The sequence below is a fragment of the Streptomyces sp. NPDC043861 genome (assembly GCF_056435905.1).
On sequence record NZ_JBWKDP010000018.1, the window covers coordinates 38,679 to 56,245 of the forward strand.

General features: G+C 69.6%; 17 protein-coding genes. 12 read left to right on the forward strand and 5 right to left on the reverse strand.

The window, feature by feature from the left end:
- Positions 1-64: 64 nt before the first annotated feature.
- From AC068D_RS31480 to AC068D_RS31490, 3 genes are all read right to left on the reverse strand, one after another.
- Positions 65-2,071: a transglycosylase domain-containing protein gene (locus tag AC068D_RS31480; protein ID WP_478826527.1), complete on the reverse strand. Its 2,007-nt coding sequence runs from the start codon at positions 2,069-2,071 to the stop codon at positions 65-67.
- Positions 2,072-2,573: 502 nt separating this feature from the next.
- Complete coding sequence (locus AC068D_RS31485; RefSeq protein WP_478826528.1) at positions 2,574-4,142, reverse strand: glycerol-3-phosphate dehydrogenase/oxidase; 1,569 nt, start codon at positions 4,140-4,142, stop codon at positions 2,574-2,576.
- Positions 4,139-4,738 (reverse strand): TetR/AcrR family transcriptional regulator, encoded by a 600-nt coding sequence (locus AC068D_RS31490; RefSeq protein WP_478826529.1) that lies wholly within the window; start codon positions 4,736-4,738, stop codon positions 4,139-4,141. The genes AC068D_RS31485 and AC068D_RS31490 overlap by 4 nt, the downstream gene beginning before the upstream one ends.
- 72 nt (positions 4,739-4,810) lie before the next feature.
- Here AC068D_RS31490 and AC068D_RS31495 point away from each other — a divergent pair, with 72 nt between their 5' ends.
- The 8 genes from AC068D_RS31495 (at position 4,811) to AC068D_RS31530 (ending at position 13,162) form a co-directional block, all read left to right on the forward strand.
- Positions 4,811-6,406, forward strand: coding sequence for an FAD-binding oxidoreductase (locus AC068D_RS31495; RefSeq protein ID WP_478826530.1), 1,596 nt, complete (start codon positions 4,811-4,813; stop codon positions 6,404-6,406).
- A gap of 53 nt (positions 6,407-6,459) precedes the next feature.
- The gene (locus AC068D_RS31500; protein WP_478826531.1) at positions 6,460-7,341 is read left to right on the forward strand and encodes a diacylglycerol/lipid kinase family protein; all 882 of its coding nucleotides are present in this window, start codon (positions 6,460-6,462) and stop codon (positions 7,339-7,341) included.
- A gap of 68 nt (positions 7,342-7,409) precedes the next feature.
- Complete coding sequence (locus AC068D_RS31505; protein WP_478826532.1) at positions 7,410-7,940, forward strand: GNAT family N-acetyltransferase; 531 nt, start codon at positions 7,410-7,412, stop codon at positions 7,938-7,940.
- Between the two features lie 41 nt (positions 7,941-7,981).
- Entirely contained in the window at positions 7,982-8,743 is a 762-nt protein-coding gene (locus tag AC068D_RS31510; protein ID WP_478826533.1) for a class I SAM-dependent methyltransferase, read from the forward strand.
- A 387-nt stretch (positions 8,744-9,130) separates the two neighbouring features.
- Positions 9,131-10,051, forward strand: coding sequence for a LysR family transcriptional regulator (locus AC068D_RS31515; RefSeq protein ID WP_478826534.1), 921 nt, complete (start codon positions 9,131-9,133; stop codon positions 10,049-10,051).
- 313 nt (positions 10,052-10,364) lie between these two features.
- The gene (locus tag AC068D_RS31520) at positions 10,365-10,823 is read left to right on the forward strand and encodes a transglycosylase SLT domain-containing protein (RefSeq protein WP_478826647.1); all 459 of its coding nucleotides are present in this window, start codon (positions 10,365-10,367) and stop codon (positions 10,821-10,823) included.
- A 150-nt stretch (positions 10,824-10,973) separates the two neighbouring features.
- Positions 10,974-11,555: a putative glycolipid-binding domain-containing protein gene (locus tag AC068D_RS31525; protein WP_478826535.1), complete on the forward strand. Its 582-nt coding sequence runs from the start codon at positions 10,974-10,976 to the stop codon at positions 11,553-11,555.
- A gap of 128 nt (positions 11,556-11,683) precedes the next feature.
- Entirely contained in the window at positions 11,684-13,162 is a 1,479-nt protein-coding gene (locus AC068D_RS31530) for a glutamate-cysteine ligase family protein (protein WP_478826536.1), read from the forward strand.
- A gap of 143 nt (positions 13,163-13,305) precedes the next feature.
- Here the strand turns inward: AC068D_RS31530 and AC068D_RS31535 are convergent, their stop codons facing one another.
- Both AC068D_RS31535 and AC068D_RS31540 read right to left on the reverse strand, forming a co-directional pair.
- Positions 13,306-13,581, reverse strand: coding sequence for a hypothetical protein (locus tag AC068D_RS31535; RefSeq protein WP_478826537.1), 276 nt, complete (start codon positions 13,579-13,581; stop codon positions 13,306-13,308).
- Positions 13,582-13,772: 191 nt separating this feature from the next.
- Positions 13,773-13,940 (reverse strand): hypothetical protein, encoded by a 168-nt coding sequence (locus AC068D_RS31540; RefSeq protein ID WP_478826538.1) that lies wholly within the window; start codon positions 13,938-13,940, stop codon positions 13,773-13,775.
- A gap of 149 nt (positions 13,941-14,089) precedes the next feature.
- Between AC068D_RS31540 and AC068D_RS31545 the strand changes: the two genes are divergently transcribed.
- The 4 genes from AC068D_RS31545 to AC068D_RS31560 all read left to right on the forward strand — a co-directional run bounded on the left by AC068D_RS31545 (position 14,090) and on the right by AC068D_RS31560 (position 17,503).
- Positions 14,090-14,932, forward strand: coding sequence for an ABC transporter substrate-binding protein (locus tag AC068D_RS31545; protein WP_478826539.1), 843 nt, complete (start codon positions 14,090-14,092; stop codon positions 14,930-14,932).
- Positions 14,929-15,729, forward strand: coding sequence for an amino acid ABC transporter permease (locus AC068D_RS31550; RefSeq protein ID WP_478826540.1), 801 nt, complete (start codon positions 14,929-14,931; stop codon positions 15,727-15,729). Before AC068D_RS31545 ends, AC068D_RS31550 begins: the two co-directional genes overlap by 4 nt.
- Positions 15,730-15,736: 7 nt before the next feature.
- Positions 15,737-16,579 (forward strand): amino acid ABC transporter ATP-binding protein, encoded by an 843-nt coding sequence (locus AC068D_RS31555; protein WP_478826541.1) that lies wholly within the window; start codon positions 15,737-15,739, stop codon positions 16,577-16,579.
- 393 nt (positions 16,580-16,972) lie between these two features.
- Complete coding sequence (locus AC068D_RS31560) at positions 16,973-17,503, forward strand: AMIN-like domain-containing (lipo)protein (RefSeq protein ID WP_478826542.1); 531 nt, start codon at positions 16,973-16,975, stop codon at positions 17,501-17,503.
- Positions 17,504-17,567 lie beyond the last annotated feature (64 nt).

The window sequence follows — 17,567 nt, forward strand, 5'->3', positions numbered from 1 at the left end:
GACGCCGGGCCGGTGAATTCCTCACCGGCCCCGCCCCCGTCGTCCGGACCGAACGCTCTGCGACCTACTGGGAACCCGCCGCGGAGGAGCCGTCGGGCGTCATCCCCGTCGTGTAGTCGGCCCAGATCCTGGCCGGGAAGAGGCTTCCCCGTGACGAGTCGTCGCCGCCCGTGCCGTCCATCGGGAGCAGCGGTTTGCCGGGCGTGGACCGGAACATCGTCACGGCTGTCGACAGTTCCTCCGTGTATCCCGCGAACCAGGCGGCCCGCTGGGTGTCGTTCTCACCGGTGGCGGCGCCCGCGAAGCGGCCCAGTGCCGCGGTCGCCGATGCGGCCGGGGTGTTGTCCGCCGTGTCCTTCAGAACCGAGGTGACATCGCGGGCCACCGCCGTGTCCATGACGCGCCGCGCCGGGGGCCGCTCGAGCCCGCCGACCGGCTCGTTGCCCCGGAGCACCCTGGACACCGAGTACGGCTCGTGCCGCTTTCCGCCGCTTGCGAAGGTGGCGTAAGAGCCGGCCACCCGTATCGCGCTCGGCGACGAGGTGCCGAGGGGGAACTCCCCGTCGCGGGGCGCCATGCTGCTCTTGAGCATGCCGGCTCCCACGGCCATGTGCTCGACCCGCTCCAGGCCGGTGTCCGAACCGAGTTTCCGGAACGGGGTGCCGGCGGAGACCATCATCGCCTCGCGCAGGGTCGGGGGGCGTGCGAAGATCGCCAGCGGGGAGACGGCCCCGCCCACTCCGGCCACCGGCAGCAGTGCCGTGGACAGCTTCCCGGTCTCGTCGTAGAAGCTCTCGGTGGACACGGGACGCACGGAACCGTCCTCGGCCACCACACCGTTCTGGAGCGCGGCGGCGAGTACGAACGGCTTGAACACGGATCCCGCCGGCACACCCGAGGTGTCCGCGTTGTTGGTGAAGTGCTTGGTGGCGTCGACGCCACCGTAGACCGCGACGATCGCCCCGTCGTCCGGCCTCACGGATGCCGCGCCGACCTCGACGTGCCGGTCCTGCTGCCGGGCCCCGGGGTCGATGTGCCGATCGAGGACGCCGGTGACGGAACGCTCGAGCTTCTGCACCGCGTCCTTGTCGAACGTGGTGTGGATCTGATAGCCGCCCCGGTCGAGGTCGGCGTCGGTGAGATCCGTCCGCTTCTTCACGTACCTCTTGGCGATGTCCACGAGGTATCCCGTCTGGCCGCTCAGACTGGTGGACATGGACTGCTCCCGGGGCTCCGGAAACGTCGTGTACTCACCGCGCTCGCGTGCGCTCATCATGCCCAGGGCCACCTCACGGTCCAGGATCCACGACCATCGTTCGACCACTCGCCTCCGGTTGTCGTCGCCGAGTGCAGGGTCGTACTCGCCGGCGCCCTTCAGCAGTGCGGCGAGAAAGGCTCCCTGACTGGGGTTCAGCTCATTCACGTCGCGGCCGTAGTAGACATTGGCGGCAGCCTGGACTCCGTAGGCGCCGCGGCCGAACCAGCTGGTGTTGAGGTAGCCCTGGAGGATCTCGTCCTTGGTTTTCCGGCTGTCCATCTTCAGGGCGATGCAGAACTCCTGCACCTTGCGGGAGATCGTCTGCTCCTGTGACAGATAGGTGTTCTTCACGTACTGCTGGGTGATGGTGGAGCCACCCTGGGTCTCCTGACCGAGGGCCATGTTGGCGACCGCGCGGGCCACCCCGCTCAACGAGACACCGGCATCGGTGTAGAAGCCGGCGTTCTCGGCCGCCAGGGCCGCGTTGCGCAGCGAGACGGGCACCGCGGACAGTTGCACGTTCTGCCGGTTCACGGCGCCCACACTGGCCATCCGCGAGCCGTCGGCCCAGTAGTAGACATTGGCCTGCTGACGCGCTGCGGCTTTCTCGCTCGGAATGTCGACATAGGCATAGACGATGCCGAACAGCCCGATCAGACCGCCGAGCAGGCCCAGGGTGGTGCCGAGCAGCAGCCGCCAGGAAGGGAGCCAGCGGCGGAGTCCGCCTCTCCCCCGCCGGGGATAGTCGATCCAACGCGCGCGATCGACGCCTCGCCTGCGGCGTGAGCGGGATGGACGTGTGTCTTCGCTCATGGTGCAGCTGCTCCTCGCTCGGGCCCCGCGCGCACCCGGGCCCGCGCGGATCTCTCCGAGCAATACGGCCGATCCCCCGACAACGTTGACCGTGTTCCGTGTGAAGGACAGCACGTCGCCCGCCGGAACCCGGTGACGGTTTTTCACCTCTCTCTTCACTGGGCGAGTTCGGTCTGCCGAGCCCTGGTACCGGCACGGGCGGCCGGGACGGGGCGCTGCCGGTGCCTGTGGCAGTCACAGCCTCTTCGGTTCACGGGCGAGCAGTAACGCCTGAGGCTCCGCTCGGTCTCGTCGGGCTCGCGCACCGGCCCGGCGAGCAGTACGCCGCCCCGGGCCCGGGGCGGCGGACGTTCGCTCGGCCCTGAGCGGCGGACCGCCCGTTCCGGGAGCCGAGCCGCAGTGCACCGCGACGCGCCGAGCCGGATCCACATGGGCCGGCGGCTGCCCGGAACACATGTCCGGCAGCTTTCCGTTGCCGGCCCGTCGCGTGTCGGCGCGGCTCTCAGTCGGTGCCGGCGAGCGCTTCGCGCGCCGCGCTGCGTGCCGTTTCACGATCGTGCGGCACCAGACCGATGCGGGTGCGGCGGTCGAGTACGTCGGATTCGTCGAGTGCGCCTTCATGGCGTACGGACCACAGGAGTTCGGCTGCGGTGACGGGATGTCCGGGGACGACGGGCCGGGCGAGGGCAGGGTCGGCCAGGCCGAGCGCGTGGACGGCGGGGGCTTCGGTGCCGTAGCGGCGGACGAGGCGCGGTGGTGCGTCAAGGGCGGCGAGCGTGCCCGGGCCGGCGGCACCGACGAGCGGCAGTGTCGCCGTGCCGCACGGGCCGGCGGCCAGGCCCCGCACGGCGACGGCCGCGTCGACGGCGTCCTGCGCCATCCGTCGGTAGGTGGTGAGCTTGCCACCGACCACCGTCACGATCCCCTCGGACGTGGTCAGCACCGCGTGCTTGCGGGAGATGTCGGCGGTGCGGCCGCTCTTGTCCGGCCCGGACGTGTCCAGAAGGGGGCGCAGTCCGGCGAAGGCTCCCACCACGTCGTCGCGCGTGATCGTGACGTCGAGTGCGGAGCCGAGGATGTCGAGGAGAAAGCCGATGTCGGTTTCGGGTACCTCGGGGACGTCCGGGATCCCCCCTTCGACCGGCTCGTCCGTGAGGCCCACGTACACCCTTCCGTCCCCCTGGGGCAGGACGAGGACGAACCGGTTCGACTCCCCGGGGATCGGGATGTGCATACCGGCCGAGAGATTTCCGAGATCTTCGGAGCGCAGGACTAGGTGGGTTCCGCGGGAGGGCCGCAGACGGATCTCGTCGACCAGGCCGCCTGCCCACACGCCGGTGGCGTTGATGACCGTACGGGCCTGGATGTCGAATTCCTGGCCGGTGAGCTCGTCACGCACCCGGGCGCCGGAGCCGCTCAGGGAGAGGGCGCGGACCCGGGTCAGGATCCGGGCGCCCTGCGCGGCCGCGGTACGGGCGATCGCGGTCACCAGGCGTGCGTCGTCGGTGAGCTGGCCGTCCCAGGACAGCAGTCCTCCGCGGAGCCCGGTCGGCCGGAGTGAGGGAGCCATGTGCCGGGTCTCCACCGCGCTGAGGGTTCGCGGCGCGGGCAGGGTGGCCCGGGAGGTGCGTGCCGAGGCGCGCAGCAGGTCGCCCGCGCGGAAGCCGGCCCAGGCCAGAGCGGCCTGGCTCCGGGAGACCAGTGGGGTCAGCGGCAGGACGAAGGGCTGGGGACGCACCAGATGGGGGGCAGTGCGCTCCATGAGGATGCCGCGTTCGACGGCGCTCTCGTGGGCGACGTCGAGCTGGCCCGTGGCGAGGTAGCGAAGTCCGCCGTGGATGAGCTTGGAGCTCCAACGGGAGGTGCCGAAGGCCAGGTCGTGTGCGTCGATGGCGGCGACGGTGAGGCCCCGGGTAGCGGCGTCGAGAGCTGCTCCCGCCCCGGTCGCGCCGAGGCCGATGACGAGGGTGTCGACCCGGATACCGTCGGCGAGCTCGGTGACCTCCCGGGCTCGGCGGGCCGCGTTGAGTGAGGAGTCGGGAGCGGTGCTGCTCGTGCGGCTGCTGCTCATGGCGTAAGGGTCCTCTCCAGAAGGGTCCGAAGCTCTTCGATGAAGGCGGCGTCGGTGAGGTGGGGGTCGGCCTCGTCGGTCATGGTGCGCAGCGAGAGCGTGAAGGACTGGACGACGAGGAGCAGCGTGCGGGCCTGGAGGACGAGGTTGGCCCGGCGCACGGATCCGTCGGCGTGCCCTTCGGCCAGGGCACCGGTGATGAGGCCGAGAAGGGCGTCCTGGCTGGCTCCGCGGCGGTCGAGGACGTAGGGCAGAAGCAGTTCGGGATCGACGTCGAGGATCTTGTGGAAGAGCGGGTGGGCCCGGAAGGCGGCGACTCCGGCGGCAAGCCCGTCGACGAGACGGGTACGGGTGGGGATGCCGGGATCGGACGCGGGCATGGCGGAAACCGCCAGGGCGATCCATTCCCTGGTCATCAGGTCACCCACGAGGGTGCGCACGTCCGGCCAGCGGCGGTAGAGCGTCATGCGGGACACGCCGGCCCGGCGGGCCACGTCGGTGAGGGTGGTGCGGCGCACACCGACGGCCAGGACGCAGTCGCGGGCTGCGTCGAGGACGGCATCTTGGTCCGACTGGTTGTGACGAATGGGCGTCATCTGTCACAGTGTAATGCCAGTGCGGGCCGCGTGGACGACGCCCGGCCAAACCGACGGTGAGGAACAGCCAAAGTGGACATGTTGTGGAGCGGCTGGGGAGACCCGGCCAAGGCGGCACCGCTGCCCGACTCGGTGACGGGACTCCTGCGCGACCTGCTCGGCGTCACGCCGCGTGAGGCCGGCCCGGCCACGCTCGACGCCATCGCCGTCCCCGAGTCCGCGCTGAGCGCCGATGCCCATCAGGCCCTCGCGGAGTGCGTCGGCGGCGGGACGCATGTGCGTACCGACGCCGAGAGCCGAATCCGCCACACCCGGGGCAAGTCCACCCCCGACCTGCTGCGCATCCGGGCCGGAGAGGTCGACGACGTCCCGGCGGCCGTCGTACTGCCGGGCAGCCATGACGAGGTGGTGGCCGTTCTGGCCGCCTGCGCCGCGCACGGCCTGGCCGCAGTGCCGTTCGGTGGCGGAACCTCCGTCGTCGGCGGTCTGGCACCGGAGGGCAAGCGCGACTTCATCGCGCTAGACCTGCGCCGACTGGACTCGCTGCTGGCGCTCGACGAGGTTTCCCGCACGGCCACACTGCAGGTGGGGCTGCGGGCGCCCGCAGCCGAGGCGCTGCTCAATGAGCAGGGCTTCACCCTGGGGCACTTCCCGCAGTCGTACGAGTGGGCGACGATCGGCGGTTTCGCCGCAGCCCGTTCCAGCGGCCAGGCGTCCGCGGGCTACGGCCGCTTCGACGAGATGGTGATGGGCCTGGTGGTCGCCACTCCCGAAGGCACGCTGGACACGGGGCGCGCGCCCCGCTCGGCCGCCGGTCCGGATCTGCGCCAGCTGGTGCTCGGCTCCGAGGGCGCACTCGGCGTCATCACCTCCGTGACCGTACGCATCCGACCGCTGCCCGAAACCCGTGTCTACGAGGGCTGGCGCTTCGCGTCCTTCGAGGCGGGGGCCGCGGCGCTGCGCAAGCTGGCCCAGGACGGCCCCCGGCCGACCGTGTTGCGGCTGTCGGACGAGACGGAGACGTTCATCGGGCTGGCCCAGCCCGACGAGATCGGCAGCGCAGAGGCTCCTCAGCAGGCCGGATGCATGGCGATCGCCGGGTACGAGGGCACGGCCGAGGAGACCGCCGAGCGGCGCGCCCGCGCCCGTGAGGTGCTCCTCGCCTGCGGCGGCGAGCTCGTCGGCGAGGAGCCGGGCGAGCGCTGGGCCCACGGCCGCTACAACGCCCCGTACCTGCGGGACGCGCTCCTGGACGCCGGCGCGTTCGCGGAGACCCTGGAGACCGCCGCGTTCTGGTCCGCCGTCCCGGCCCTCTACGACGCCGTACGCCAGGCGCTCACCCACACGCTGACCGACGCGGGAACGCCGCCGCTGGTGATGTGCCACATCTCGCATGTGTACGAGAACGGCGCATCCCTGTACTTCACCGTGGTCTCGGCACAGGGCGAGGACCCGGTCGCCCACTGGGCACCGGCCAAGAGCGCCGCGTGCGACGCGATCCTGGCGGCCGGCGGCACCATCAGCCATCATCACGGCGTGGGGACCGACCACCGTGACTGGTTCACCAAGGAGATCGGGCCGGTCGGCGTCCGCGTCCTGCAGGCTGTCAAGGCCGAAGTCGATCCGGCCGGGATCCTCAACCCCGGCGTGCTCATCCCCGTCCGCTGACCGGCTTTCCCGTTCCGCCCGGCCCGTCCCGCCCTGCCTCCGGAGGCGCACTCATGCGACAGTTCACCGCGGTCGTCAACCCCACCGCAGGGGGGTCCAGTGGCACCGCGTCCCTGCTGCTGCTGGCCCGTCTCCTCCGGGAGGCAGGGGCGCAGCTCGACACCCAGTACAGCCGCAGCCTGGAGCACGCCCGCGAGGTGGCGCGGGCGGCCGGCGAGCAGGGACGCGTCGTGCTCGCCGTCGGCGGTGACGGGATAGTGGGGTGTGTCGGCGGCGCGCTCAGCGGCACGGAGTCCGTCTTCGGCATCGTCCCGGCCGGGCGGGGCAATGACTTCGCCCGGGCTCTGGGGCTTCCCACCGACCCGACCGCCCTGGCCGAGCTGCTGCTGACCGGCTCGCCGCGGGCGGTCGACACCATCGAGGTCGAATCCGCCGTTCACCCCGGCGTGACGGTGCTGGGCAGTGTGTACGCCGGGGTCGACGCAGTCGCCAACCGGTACGCCAACACGTCCCGGCTGCTGCGTGGCGCTGCCTCGTACTACGCCGGGGGGTTGCGGGCCGTGGCCACCTGGCGGCCCGCCGAGTACCACATCACCGTGGACGGGGTGCCTCACGAGAGGCGTGGCTACACAGTGGTGGCGGCCAACTCGGGCTTCTACGGCTTCGGCCGCAACGTCGCCCCGGGCGCGCGGCTCGACGACGGTCTGCTGGATGTCGTGGTGATCAAGCACGCGCCGAAGCGCCTGTTCTTCACCATGATGAACGAGCTCAAGACGGGCGCGCACCTGGCCCGCCCCGAGGTCGAGATCCTGCGGGGCAAGGAGATCCGCATCGCTGCCGACCGGGCCATTCCTTACGGCGCGGACGGCGAGGTCGAGGCCACACTGCCCGTCACGGTGAGGGTCCGGCCCGGCGCACTCGACATCATCTGCTGACAGGTCCGGTGTACGCCCGGGACGGGTCCGGCGACCCGCCCGGGCGTACGCATGAGTAGGGTTGATCCATGCCAGAACTCCAGCGCCTTCGCGCTGACCACGCGAACGCCCTGCTTGCGTTCGAACGGGAGAACCGGGCCTACTTCGCGGCTTCGGTCCCGGACCGTGGCGATGACTACTTCACCGGGTTCGACGCGCGGCACAGCGCCCTGCTGGCCGAACAGGCCACCGGAGCGTGCATCTTCCATGTGCTCGTGGGTGACGCCGACGAGATCCTGGGAAGGGTCAATCTGATCGACCTGTCCGACGGGTGGGCCGAACTCGGCTACCGCATGGCGCAGAAGGCCGCGGGTCAGGGCCTGGCCACCACGGCCGTCCGGAAGGTGTGCGCCCTGGCAGCCGAGGAGTACGCCCTCACCGGGCTGCGGGCCGCCACGACGCTCGACAACACGGGTTCGCGAACCGTGCTGGTTCGGACGGGATTTGTGCCCACCGGCGACATCACGCTCGACGGCCGCCCGGCGACGAGTTACGCACTCGATCTGAGGGCCATGTCCTGGCCCAGGGAGCCGCAGCACCACAACTCGTCGAAAAGCTAGAAGACTTGCTCTCAGACGACGGGGACACGCAGCATCGGGGCATGAGGATCCACGACGACGAGCGGCTGGCGGGCGCGTACCACGGCGGCAACGAGATGCCCGAGCGCTCGCTGGCGGACTGGACTCACCTGATCGGTTCCTTCAACAGCCGTCCGGCACCGGCGATCGTGGAGATCGGAGCGGGCACCGGCATGTTCTGCTCGGCGATGGCACGCCGGCTGAACGCGTCGACGGTCCTGGGGGTCGACGCCTCCGTGCCGATGCTCACCCAGGCCCGCCGGTTCAGTCGCCATCCGTCCGTCCACTACGTCGCGGGCACTGCGGAGGCCGTGCCCTGCAGAAGCCGACTGTTCGACCTGGCCCTCCTGTCCCGCGTGATCTACCACCTGCCCGATCGGACCGCGGTGGCACACGAACTGGCCCGGATCCTGCGCCCCGGCGGCGTCGCCGTGATCCGGACGACGTTCCGGGAGCAGCTGGACGCCCTCGTCTACGACTACTGGCCGCGTCTGCGCGAACTGGATGAACGTCGCTTCCCGTCCCGGGACCAGATCCTCACCGACTTCGCCTCTGCCGGCTTCACCGTACGGACGGTCACCTCCTTCGCCAGGCCGGTGAGCGCCGGTGTGCGGGAGTACCACACGCGCATGACGACACGGCCGCAGTCCAAATTCACCCAGCTCACCGCCGAGGAATTCCGGGCCGGACTCGCCCGCCTGGAGGCCGATGCACGGGCCGAGCCGGTCGCACATCCGGTCGCCGTTGTCGAGCGCTACGACCTCGTCGTGCTGTCCGCGCCCTGACCGGGCCGGGGTCGCCGCGGATGTCGTCACCCTGCCGGCACGTCCCACCCGCCCGCACCAGCGTCATAGTGGTGTCCGACGGCAACGAACGCCTGCGGCCGTCTCGGCTCCGACCGCACGGAGTCCGGACAGTGGGCCGACCGGACAGTGGGCCGTCCGGACGGGATGCGCGGCCGCAGTGGTCCCTCAGCGCGCGACATCACCGTCCTGTGGCGGGTCGGCACCCACCCCGCGCCCCCTCGCCATCGGTCCGGACCTCGACGGGGAAAGCGGGGCGGGTTGCCGCCCTTGGGACCCGAAGTGATCATCGACGATCCATCAGATCCAAGTCAATCCTAGGATTTTGTTGGCCCGACCCGAGGTGTTGCTTGGGGTTAGCTTGGGTCCGTGACCCTTGATGATCTACGTGTCTTTGTTGCGGTGTGCCGGACGGGAAGCCTCAGCGCCGTCGCCCGGGAGCTCTCCTGCACACAGTCGGCGGTGAGCCAGCATGTGAGGCGTCTGGAACGGGAAACAGGAGTACGGCTCCTGGACCGGCAGCCGCGCGGCGTCGTCCCCACGCAGGCCGGACGCCTCCTGCAAGCCGCCGCGGCCGACGGCATCGCCGGCCTGGACCTCGCCTTGCGCCGGCTCGACGAACTCGCACGTGGTGAGGCGGGCTCCGTGCGGGTGGCGACGGGTGCGACGACCGTGCGGCACTTCATGGCGGACGCCGTCGTCGACTTCCGCAGCCGCCATCCCCGGGCGAGCCTGGAGTTCCAGACGGAAAGCTCCAGCCGGAACTGCTTCGCCGCACTCGCCTCCGACGACGTGGACCTGGCCTGGGTCACCATCGGGCCTCCGGTCCGCGGCATCGAACAACGCCCCGTCGTCGAGCTTTCCTGGGTGCTGGCCGTCCGGGCCGACGACCCGCTCGCCGGCCTCCCTCATGTCAAGGCCGCCGAACTCGTGGACGTCCCGCACATCCGACTGCCGGAGACCTCCACCTCGAGAGCTCATCTCGACACGGCCTTCGCAGAGCTGGGGATCCATGTGAACGCCGAACCCAGCGTCGCCGACTGGGACACCGCGATCCTGTTGACCGAACTCGGCCTGGGACACGCCGTCGTACCCGCCCTGCCCGTCCCCCGCCCTGACAGCGACGCCGGTCCGGTGCGCTTCCTGCCCATTCCCGACCTGCCGCAACTACCGGTGGGGTGGGCCGTACGCCGCTGGGAGAACCTCACGGCTCTCGCACACGCCTTCGCCGACACGGTCAGTCTCAGCTGTGCACAGAGGTTCCGAATGGCCCCCCGGACCTCGCACTGACCGCGAGGAGTCGTCGCCGCTCCGGACGTCACGGTCGGGCCCGGCAGTCCAGGACCGGGCCCGACCGGCACGCCCATGCCGCCCGGCCCGGCACCGGTGATCCTTCCCCGGCTTCCAGAGGGACATCCATTCAGATAAAAGAGGCAAATCGGGCACGACCTATTTGATGCACTTGTGGTGGCAATCACAAAAAAGACACTTGCCGCAGAAGCGCCCCACTCGGATCCTGGGAAACCCCGGCGGAAATTCCCATTCCCTGATGAACCGCCTTGCATGGGATCACCATCAGAAAATTCACATGAAAGGGCGACTCATGCGAGTTTCCATCCTCCCGAAGCAGGCGAAGTCGAAGATCTTCAGGCGGCTCGCCGGCGGCACCGCCACCGCGGCCGTCCTGCTCGGAGTGACGACGGCGGTCCTCCCCACCCCGGCCGCGGCGGCTCCGGCCAGCCCGCAGCGACTCGATGTCTGGATCAAGCATGCACTGCTGGTGATGAAGGCCGAGGGAATCCCCGGAAGCTACGACGGCATCCACCGGAACCTCATGCGCGAGTCGAGCGGTGATGTGTTCGCCATCAACCTGTGGGACTCGAACGCGAAGGCAGGCATTCCGTCGAAGGGCCTCATGCAGGTCATTGACCCCACATTTCGGACATACCACGTGGATGGCACTTCATGGGACATCTATGACCCAATTGCCAACATCACCGCAGCCTGCAATTACGCAGCCAAGCGCTACGGGTCCATTGACAACGTCAACGGGCCGTACTGAGAAAAAGCATTCATCGCCGATGAAATCCGACATATAAGGCGGATCGGCGAAGGTTCGGCCAACAGGGGTGCGACCATCCGCAGCAGCTCGTGCGCATGGACGGGCGCGCGGCAGCACGCTCCGGAACCGCGACATGTCAGGGTGGGAACCATGCCCTTCGCGTCTCCGCCCGCTACCGCCGCCTGGCGGCACCACACTGCCCGGTCGGGGTTCGAGGTCGCGTTCTTCCAGCCCCTGGGGGAGGGCTGGCTCATCGAGGGATACACGACCGCGGTCGAGAACGACGACGTCTCCGCCGTCGAGTACGCGATCCGCCTCGACGACGCCTGGGTGACCAGGAGCGCCCGGGTGCGGGGCCGGTCGCCCGGGGGAGCACACTCCGTCACGCTGGAGAGCAACGGACCGGGCCGCTGGCTGGTCGACGGCACCGTCGCGCCCCACCTCGACGGCTGCCGGGACGTGGACCTGGAGGCCTCGGTCGTGACCAATGCGCTGCCCGTGCGCCGGATGGAGCCCGCGGCCGGCGCCCGGACCCCGGCTCCGGCAGCGTACGTACGCACCTCCGGTCTCGCCGTCGAGCGGCTCGAACAGTTCTACACCCGCACGAGCGATGATGCCGGGCACCGGCGGTACGACTACAGCGCCCCGGTCTTCGACTTCGCGTGCCGCCTCGTCCACGACCGGTCGGGACTCCCGCTGGACTACCCGGGAATCGCCGTGCGGGTCCGCTGACGGCAGGCGGTCAGGCCCGGGCCGAGCCATGTCGCGAAGATCGAGAACCTGGCCCAAAGGTGGTCCGGACGGACGGGTAGTGGGACGCTGGGGGGTGGGGGTGCGGCCGAGGAGACTCGGGAGGGCAGATGGGACGGGATGTCCCGGCGCTGGTGTTCACTCGCGACGACCGCCGCCGATACCGGAACAAGATGCAGCTGTGCCTGGACGCCTTTGCGCAGATGCTGCGCGAGGAGCGGTTCGAGGCCGAGCGCCCCCAGGTGGGCCTCGAGATCGAGCTGAACCTGGTGGACGGAGCCGCCGAACCCACCATGCGGAACACCGACGTGCTCGAGGCGATAGCGGATCCGGCCTGGTCGAGCGAGCTGGGGCGGTTCAATCTCGAGATCAACATACCTCCGCGGCAGCTGATCGCCGGGGGGCCCGATGCCTGGGAGAAGGAGATCAGGGACGCCCTGAACCATGCCGAGGAACGGGCCGCGGCCGTGGGGGCCCATCTGGTCATGGTCGGGATTCTGCCGACGCTGCGCCAGCATGACGTGGGCGAGACGGCCCTGTCCGAGAATCCGCGCTACCGGCTCCTCAACGAGCAGGTGTTCGCCGCCCGGGGCGAGGATCTGAGGATCTCGGTGGACGGAGTGGAACGGCTGCGCACGTACGCGGACACCATCACGCCCGAAGCCGCGTGCACCAGCACACAGTTCCATCTGCAGGTGGCACCGGAGGAGTTCGCCGGCTACTGGAACGCAGCGCAGGCGATCGCGGGCGTACAGGTGGCGCTGGCGGCGAACTCGCCGTTCCTGTTCGGCAAGGAGCTGTGGTGCGAAACGCGTATCCCCCTGTTCGAGCAGGCCACCGACACCCGGCCCGAAGAGATCAAGGTGCAGGGGGTGCGGCCGAGAGTGTGGTTCGGTGAGCGGTGGATCAACAGCGTCTTCGACCTCTTCGAGGAGAACGTGCGCTACTTCCCCGCGCTCCTGCCACTGTGCGACGAGGAGGATCCGCTCGGGACCCTCGACGGTGGCGGCATCCCCGAGCTGGGCGAACTGACTCTTCACAACGGCACCATCTACCGGTGGAACCGCCCGGTGTACGCCGTCGCCAACAACCGTCCGCACCTGCGGGTGGAGAACCGCGTGCTGCCCGCCGGGCCGACGGTGGCGGATGTACTGGCCAACGGCGCCTTCTACTACGGGCTGACGCGCGCCCTGGTGGAGGAGGAGCGGCCCGTGTGGTCACGGATGTCGTTCTCGGTCGCGGAGGACAATCTGCACGCAGCGGCGCGGCACGGCATTGACGCGCGACTGTACTGGCCCGGGATGGGAGAGGTGCCCGTGGCCGAACTCGTACTGCGACGGCTGCTGCCGCTGGCGCACCGCGGCCTCGAGCTGTCCGGAATGGACGCGGCGTGGCGCGAACCCTTGCTGGGCATCATCGAGCAGCGGTGCGTGACCACCCGGAACGGCGCCGTGTGGCAGGCGGAGATGTTCCATCACATCGCCGACACCAGTCATGTCGACCAGCACGAGGCACTGCGGCTGATGACACAGCAGTACATCGACTACATGCATCTCAATGCTCCGGCCCACACCTGGCCGGTCGACTGAGCGGATCGACCGAACCGGCCGACCGACCGACCGGCCGACCCGGTCACCGAGCGCGTCCGAGGCAGGACCCGGGCGGGGGTGCGCAGACCCGGGCGGGGGGTGCGGCAGTCGAGGCAAGCAGCCGGGCCCTGGCACGGGGACGGCTACTCGCCGAACTCCCTGTCGTGCACACGCGCATCCGGCAGCCGGAGATCGAGGGACTCGCGGTATCGGACGCAGCCGCGTAGGAATTTCGGCCACGGCGGCACCGCCACATCGGGCTCGATGCGCTCCGGCAGCAGCCCCCAGAGCTGCGGATGGTGCCAGCACAGCTCGTGCCCGGAGCTGTCCCGGTGGGCGCGGATGCCCGCGCGCAGCCGCCTCACCTCTGCGATCAGCCCGTCCCTGTCCAGCCCGTCGAGATCACCATCCAGGTCCATGGGCTCACGATAGGCAGCTCCGGACGCTCCGGCCGGGCCGGCTCGATGCGTGCCGACGACGGTCACCCGGACGCCATCCGGGCAGGCCACGCGCGGTACGGCGTACCGGCGCCCCCGCTGCCCGGACCTCGCGGTCCATCGCGGTGGGCGCAGACAGCGGGTACCGGACACCCGACGGGTTGCCCCCGGGATCAGCCGGGGAACAGGGACATGCCGGCCCACACCACCGCGAGCCAGCCACCACCGATGACCAGGGCTGCGAGGAGTACGGCGACGAGGGCTCCGGGCGGCAGTGACTCGGGTGCCGCAGGGGCCGGGGGCTCCACCGGGCAGCACTTGGAGCAATGTGGGTCACTCATGCGCCAGAGAATCCCGGGACGCAGGGGGTGCCGGGAACGCAGGAACCGGACAACCTGGGTAGAGCCGCGACGTCGCGCGTCCGGTGTCCTACGATCATGGGTCGGCGGTCTGCCAACGCACCGCCGCCCAGCGTCCTTGGAGGTCGATCATGTCCAGGTCTGCCGGCGGCCATCGTGCCCAGCGTGTCCGTGCCCTTGCATCGGCCGGCGCAGCCGCGGCCGGGTTGCTGCTCGCCACAGGCTGTTCGTCCGGTGACGGGGGGCCGGGGGAGGCCGCGGGCGGTGTGCCCGTGGTGGAGAAGGGGAAGCTGACCACCTGCACCCATCTTCCTTATCCGCCTTTCCAGTTCGAGCGGGACGGCAAGGTGGTCGGGTTCGATGTCGCGCTCGTCGATCTGGTCGCGAAGGACCTCAAGGTCGAGCAGAAGATCCTGGACACACCGTTCGAGAACTTCAAGACCGGAGCCTTTCTGAACTCCGGCGAGTGCGATCTCGCCGCGGCGGGTATGACGATCACCGACGAACGCAAGAAGAACGTGGACTTCTCGGTCCCGTACTTCGACGCCACACAGGCATTGCTGGCGACCAGGGAGAGCGGCGTGAAGTCGCTCGCCGACGTCAGGGCCGAGAAGGCGAAGCTCGGCGCGCAGGCGGAGACGACGGGCGAGAGCTACGCCAAGTCGCAGGGCTTCGATCCGGTGGCGTTCGAGAGTTCGGATGCCGTGCTGAACGGACTGCGCACCGGTCAGGTCGAGGCCGTGGTGATCGACTACCCCGTCGTCCAGGGCTGGCTGAAGGACAAGGCCAACGCCGACGCGTTCGTCCTCGGCCAGAGCATCGAGACTGGGGAGCAGTACGGCTTCTCCGTCAAGAAGGGGAACTCGAAGCTGCTGGCAGCGATCAACAAGGCTATCGCGGACGCCAAGTCGGACGGTACGTACAACAAGCTGTACGAGCAGTGGATCGGGCCGCTGCCCCAGGGGCAGTCGTGACCTCTCGGCTGACCAGACGGCAGCGACGTCGCGTCTCGCAGGGCATTCAGTACGCCGTCTTCGTCGCCGCGGTGGTCACGGTGGCCGTGCTGGCGGACTGGGGGCGGCTGCAGAACCAGTTCGCGCAGAAGGATCTCGCGAGCGAGCTGTTCCCGGACATCATCACCATCGCCCTGCGCAACACCGTGGTCTACACGCTGTCAGGGTTCCTCTTCGGGCTGGTGCTCGGGCTGGTCGTCGCGCTGATGAGGCTGTCCTCGGTGGCACCGTACCGATGGGTGGCAAGTGTCTACATCGAGCTCTTCCGCGGTCTTCCCGCCCTGCTGATCTTCATTTTCGTCGGTGTGGCGGTGCCGCTGGCTTTTCCCGGGACCGAGATTCCCGGCGGGGTGTACGGCAAGGTCGCACTGGGACTCGGGCTGGTCGCCGCCGCGTACATGGCGGAGACCATCAGGGCGGGGATCCAGGCCGTACCGAAGGGACAGATGGAGGCAGCGCGCTCACTGGGCTTCTCACATGCGCGCGCCATGGTGTCGGTGATCATCCCGCAGGCGTTCCGGATCGTCATCCCCCCGCTCACGAACGAGCTGGTGCTGCTCTTCAAGGACTCCTCGCTGGTGCTGTTCCTGGGCGTGACACTGAACGAGCGGGAACTGACGAAGTTCGGCCGCGACCTGGCCAGTCAGACCGCGAACTCCACACCGATCCTGGTCGCGGGACTGTGCTATCTGCTGGTGACGATTCCTTTGAGCTTTGTCGTACGCCGGCTGGAAGCCCGCACGGAGAAGGCGAGATGACGACGGGATGAGTGAGAAGACGGCGACGACGGGAGACCGGGGCGGCGCGGGTGGGCCGGAGGTCGAGGTCCGGGGGCTGCACAAGTCGTTCGGTGACAACCACGTGCTGCGGGGCATCGATCTGGACGTCGACCGCGGCGAGGTGGTGTGTGTCATCGGGCCGTCGGGCTCGGGCAAATCGACGCTGCTGCGGTGTGTGAACCTGCTGGAGGAGCCCTCCCGGGGGAAGGTCTTCGTGGGCGGCACGGAGGTCACCGACCCCGATGTCGACATCGATGCCGTACGCCGACGGATCGGCATGGTCTTCCAGCAGTTCAATCTCTTCCCCCATGTGACGGTGACCGAGAACCTCACGCTGCCGCAGCGACGGGTCCTGAAACGGGACAAGGCGCGGGCGGCTGCCGTGGCGCGGGAGAATCTGGAACGGGTGGGGCTGGCCGACAAGGCCGATGCGTTCCCTGCACAGTTGTCGGGTGGACAGCAGCAGCGCGTCGCCATCGCACGGGCGCTGGTGATGGGGCCGGAGGTGATGCTCTTCGACGAGCCGACCTCGGCACTCGACCCGGAGCTGGTGGGCGACGTGCTCGCCGTGATGCGGGTGTTGGCCGCCGAGGGCATGACGATGATGGTCGTCACCCATGAGATGAGCTTCGCCCGGGAGGTGGCCGACCGGGTGGTGTTCATGGACGGCGGTGTGATCGTCGAGCAGGGCCCCGCGGAGCAGGTGGTGGGGAATCCCCGGCACGAGCGCACCCGCAACTTCCTGATGCGGATTCTCGACCCGGCGGCCGCGGAAGAACCCGGCGACGCTGCTCGTGGGGACGCGGGCGAGGACTCCGGAAGGTCCTGACTCCGCACCGACGCTGCGCCACCGGGCCTCTCACTCGCGCTCCGCACCGACGCTGCGCCACCGGGCCTCTCGCTCGTGCTCCGCACCGGTGGATGCAGTCCAGGGCGCGCGGTTCGGCCCGCACCGCCGTCGCGGAATCCGTCCTCCTTGCGGCGCCTTCCTCACAGGGGCTGTTCGCGGAGCCCACCCCGCAGCCGAAACCGTGACGCCTGCGACGTCCGGCGCCGCGACGGCCCGCCCGGCGGGAAGCGGATGTCGTACGTGCGCACATGGCGCCGCAGGCCGGGAAATCCGACTATTTTGCCCGGGCGCGGCAACCGTACGGATATCTCCGGTGTCTTCCCAGGTGACACCACTGTCCCCATATCAGAAGGAATGGGGGGACGCCACGCCATGTACTACCGTCCACGCCTCGCGGCTGTCGCCGCGGGCGTACTTCTCACCGCCGGGATCGGTGCGACGATTCCGGCCTCGGCGGCTGCGCCTCGGTCGCACGTCCCGCAGTCCACTCCCCCGCCGATCGCGCTCGTCACGAACGCCCGGTGGGGTGGGCACGGGTGCTACGACCGGATCGTCATCGATGTGCGCGGCAAGCTGCCGCCGGTCACCGTGAAGCCGGTGAAGGTGCTGCGGTACGACGGCTCGGGGAAGAAGGTCCCGCTGTCCGGGAAATACTTCCTGGAGATCAAACTCTCCCCCGCCGCCGCCCACAACGACGCCGGAAAGTCCGTCTACAAGGGGCCCCGGCTGCTCAAGGTCTGGCTGCCCACCCTCAAGGGGCTCGCTCTGACGGGCGACTTCGAGGGAGTGGTCACCTTCGGGGCCGCGTTCGACGCCAAGCCCGCATACAAGGCACTCAAGCTGCACTCGCCGGAGCGGTTCGTGCTCGATGTCCGGCGTGCGTCGACGGTGTGCCGAGCCTGACGTCCTGCCCACGAAGCCCGGGCGACGGTACTCGGTGACGACCGGCGCCCATCGCATCCCCTGG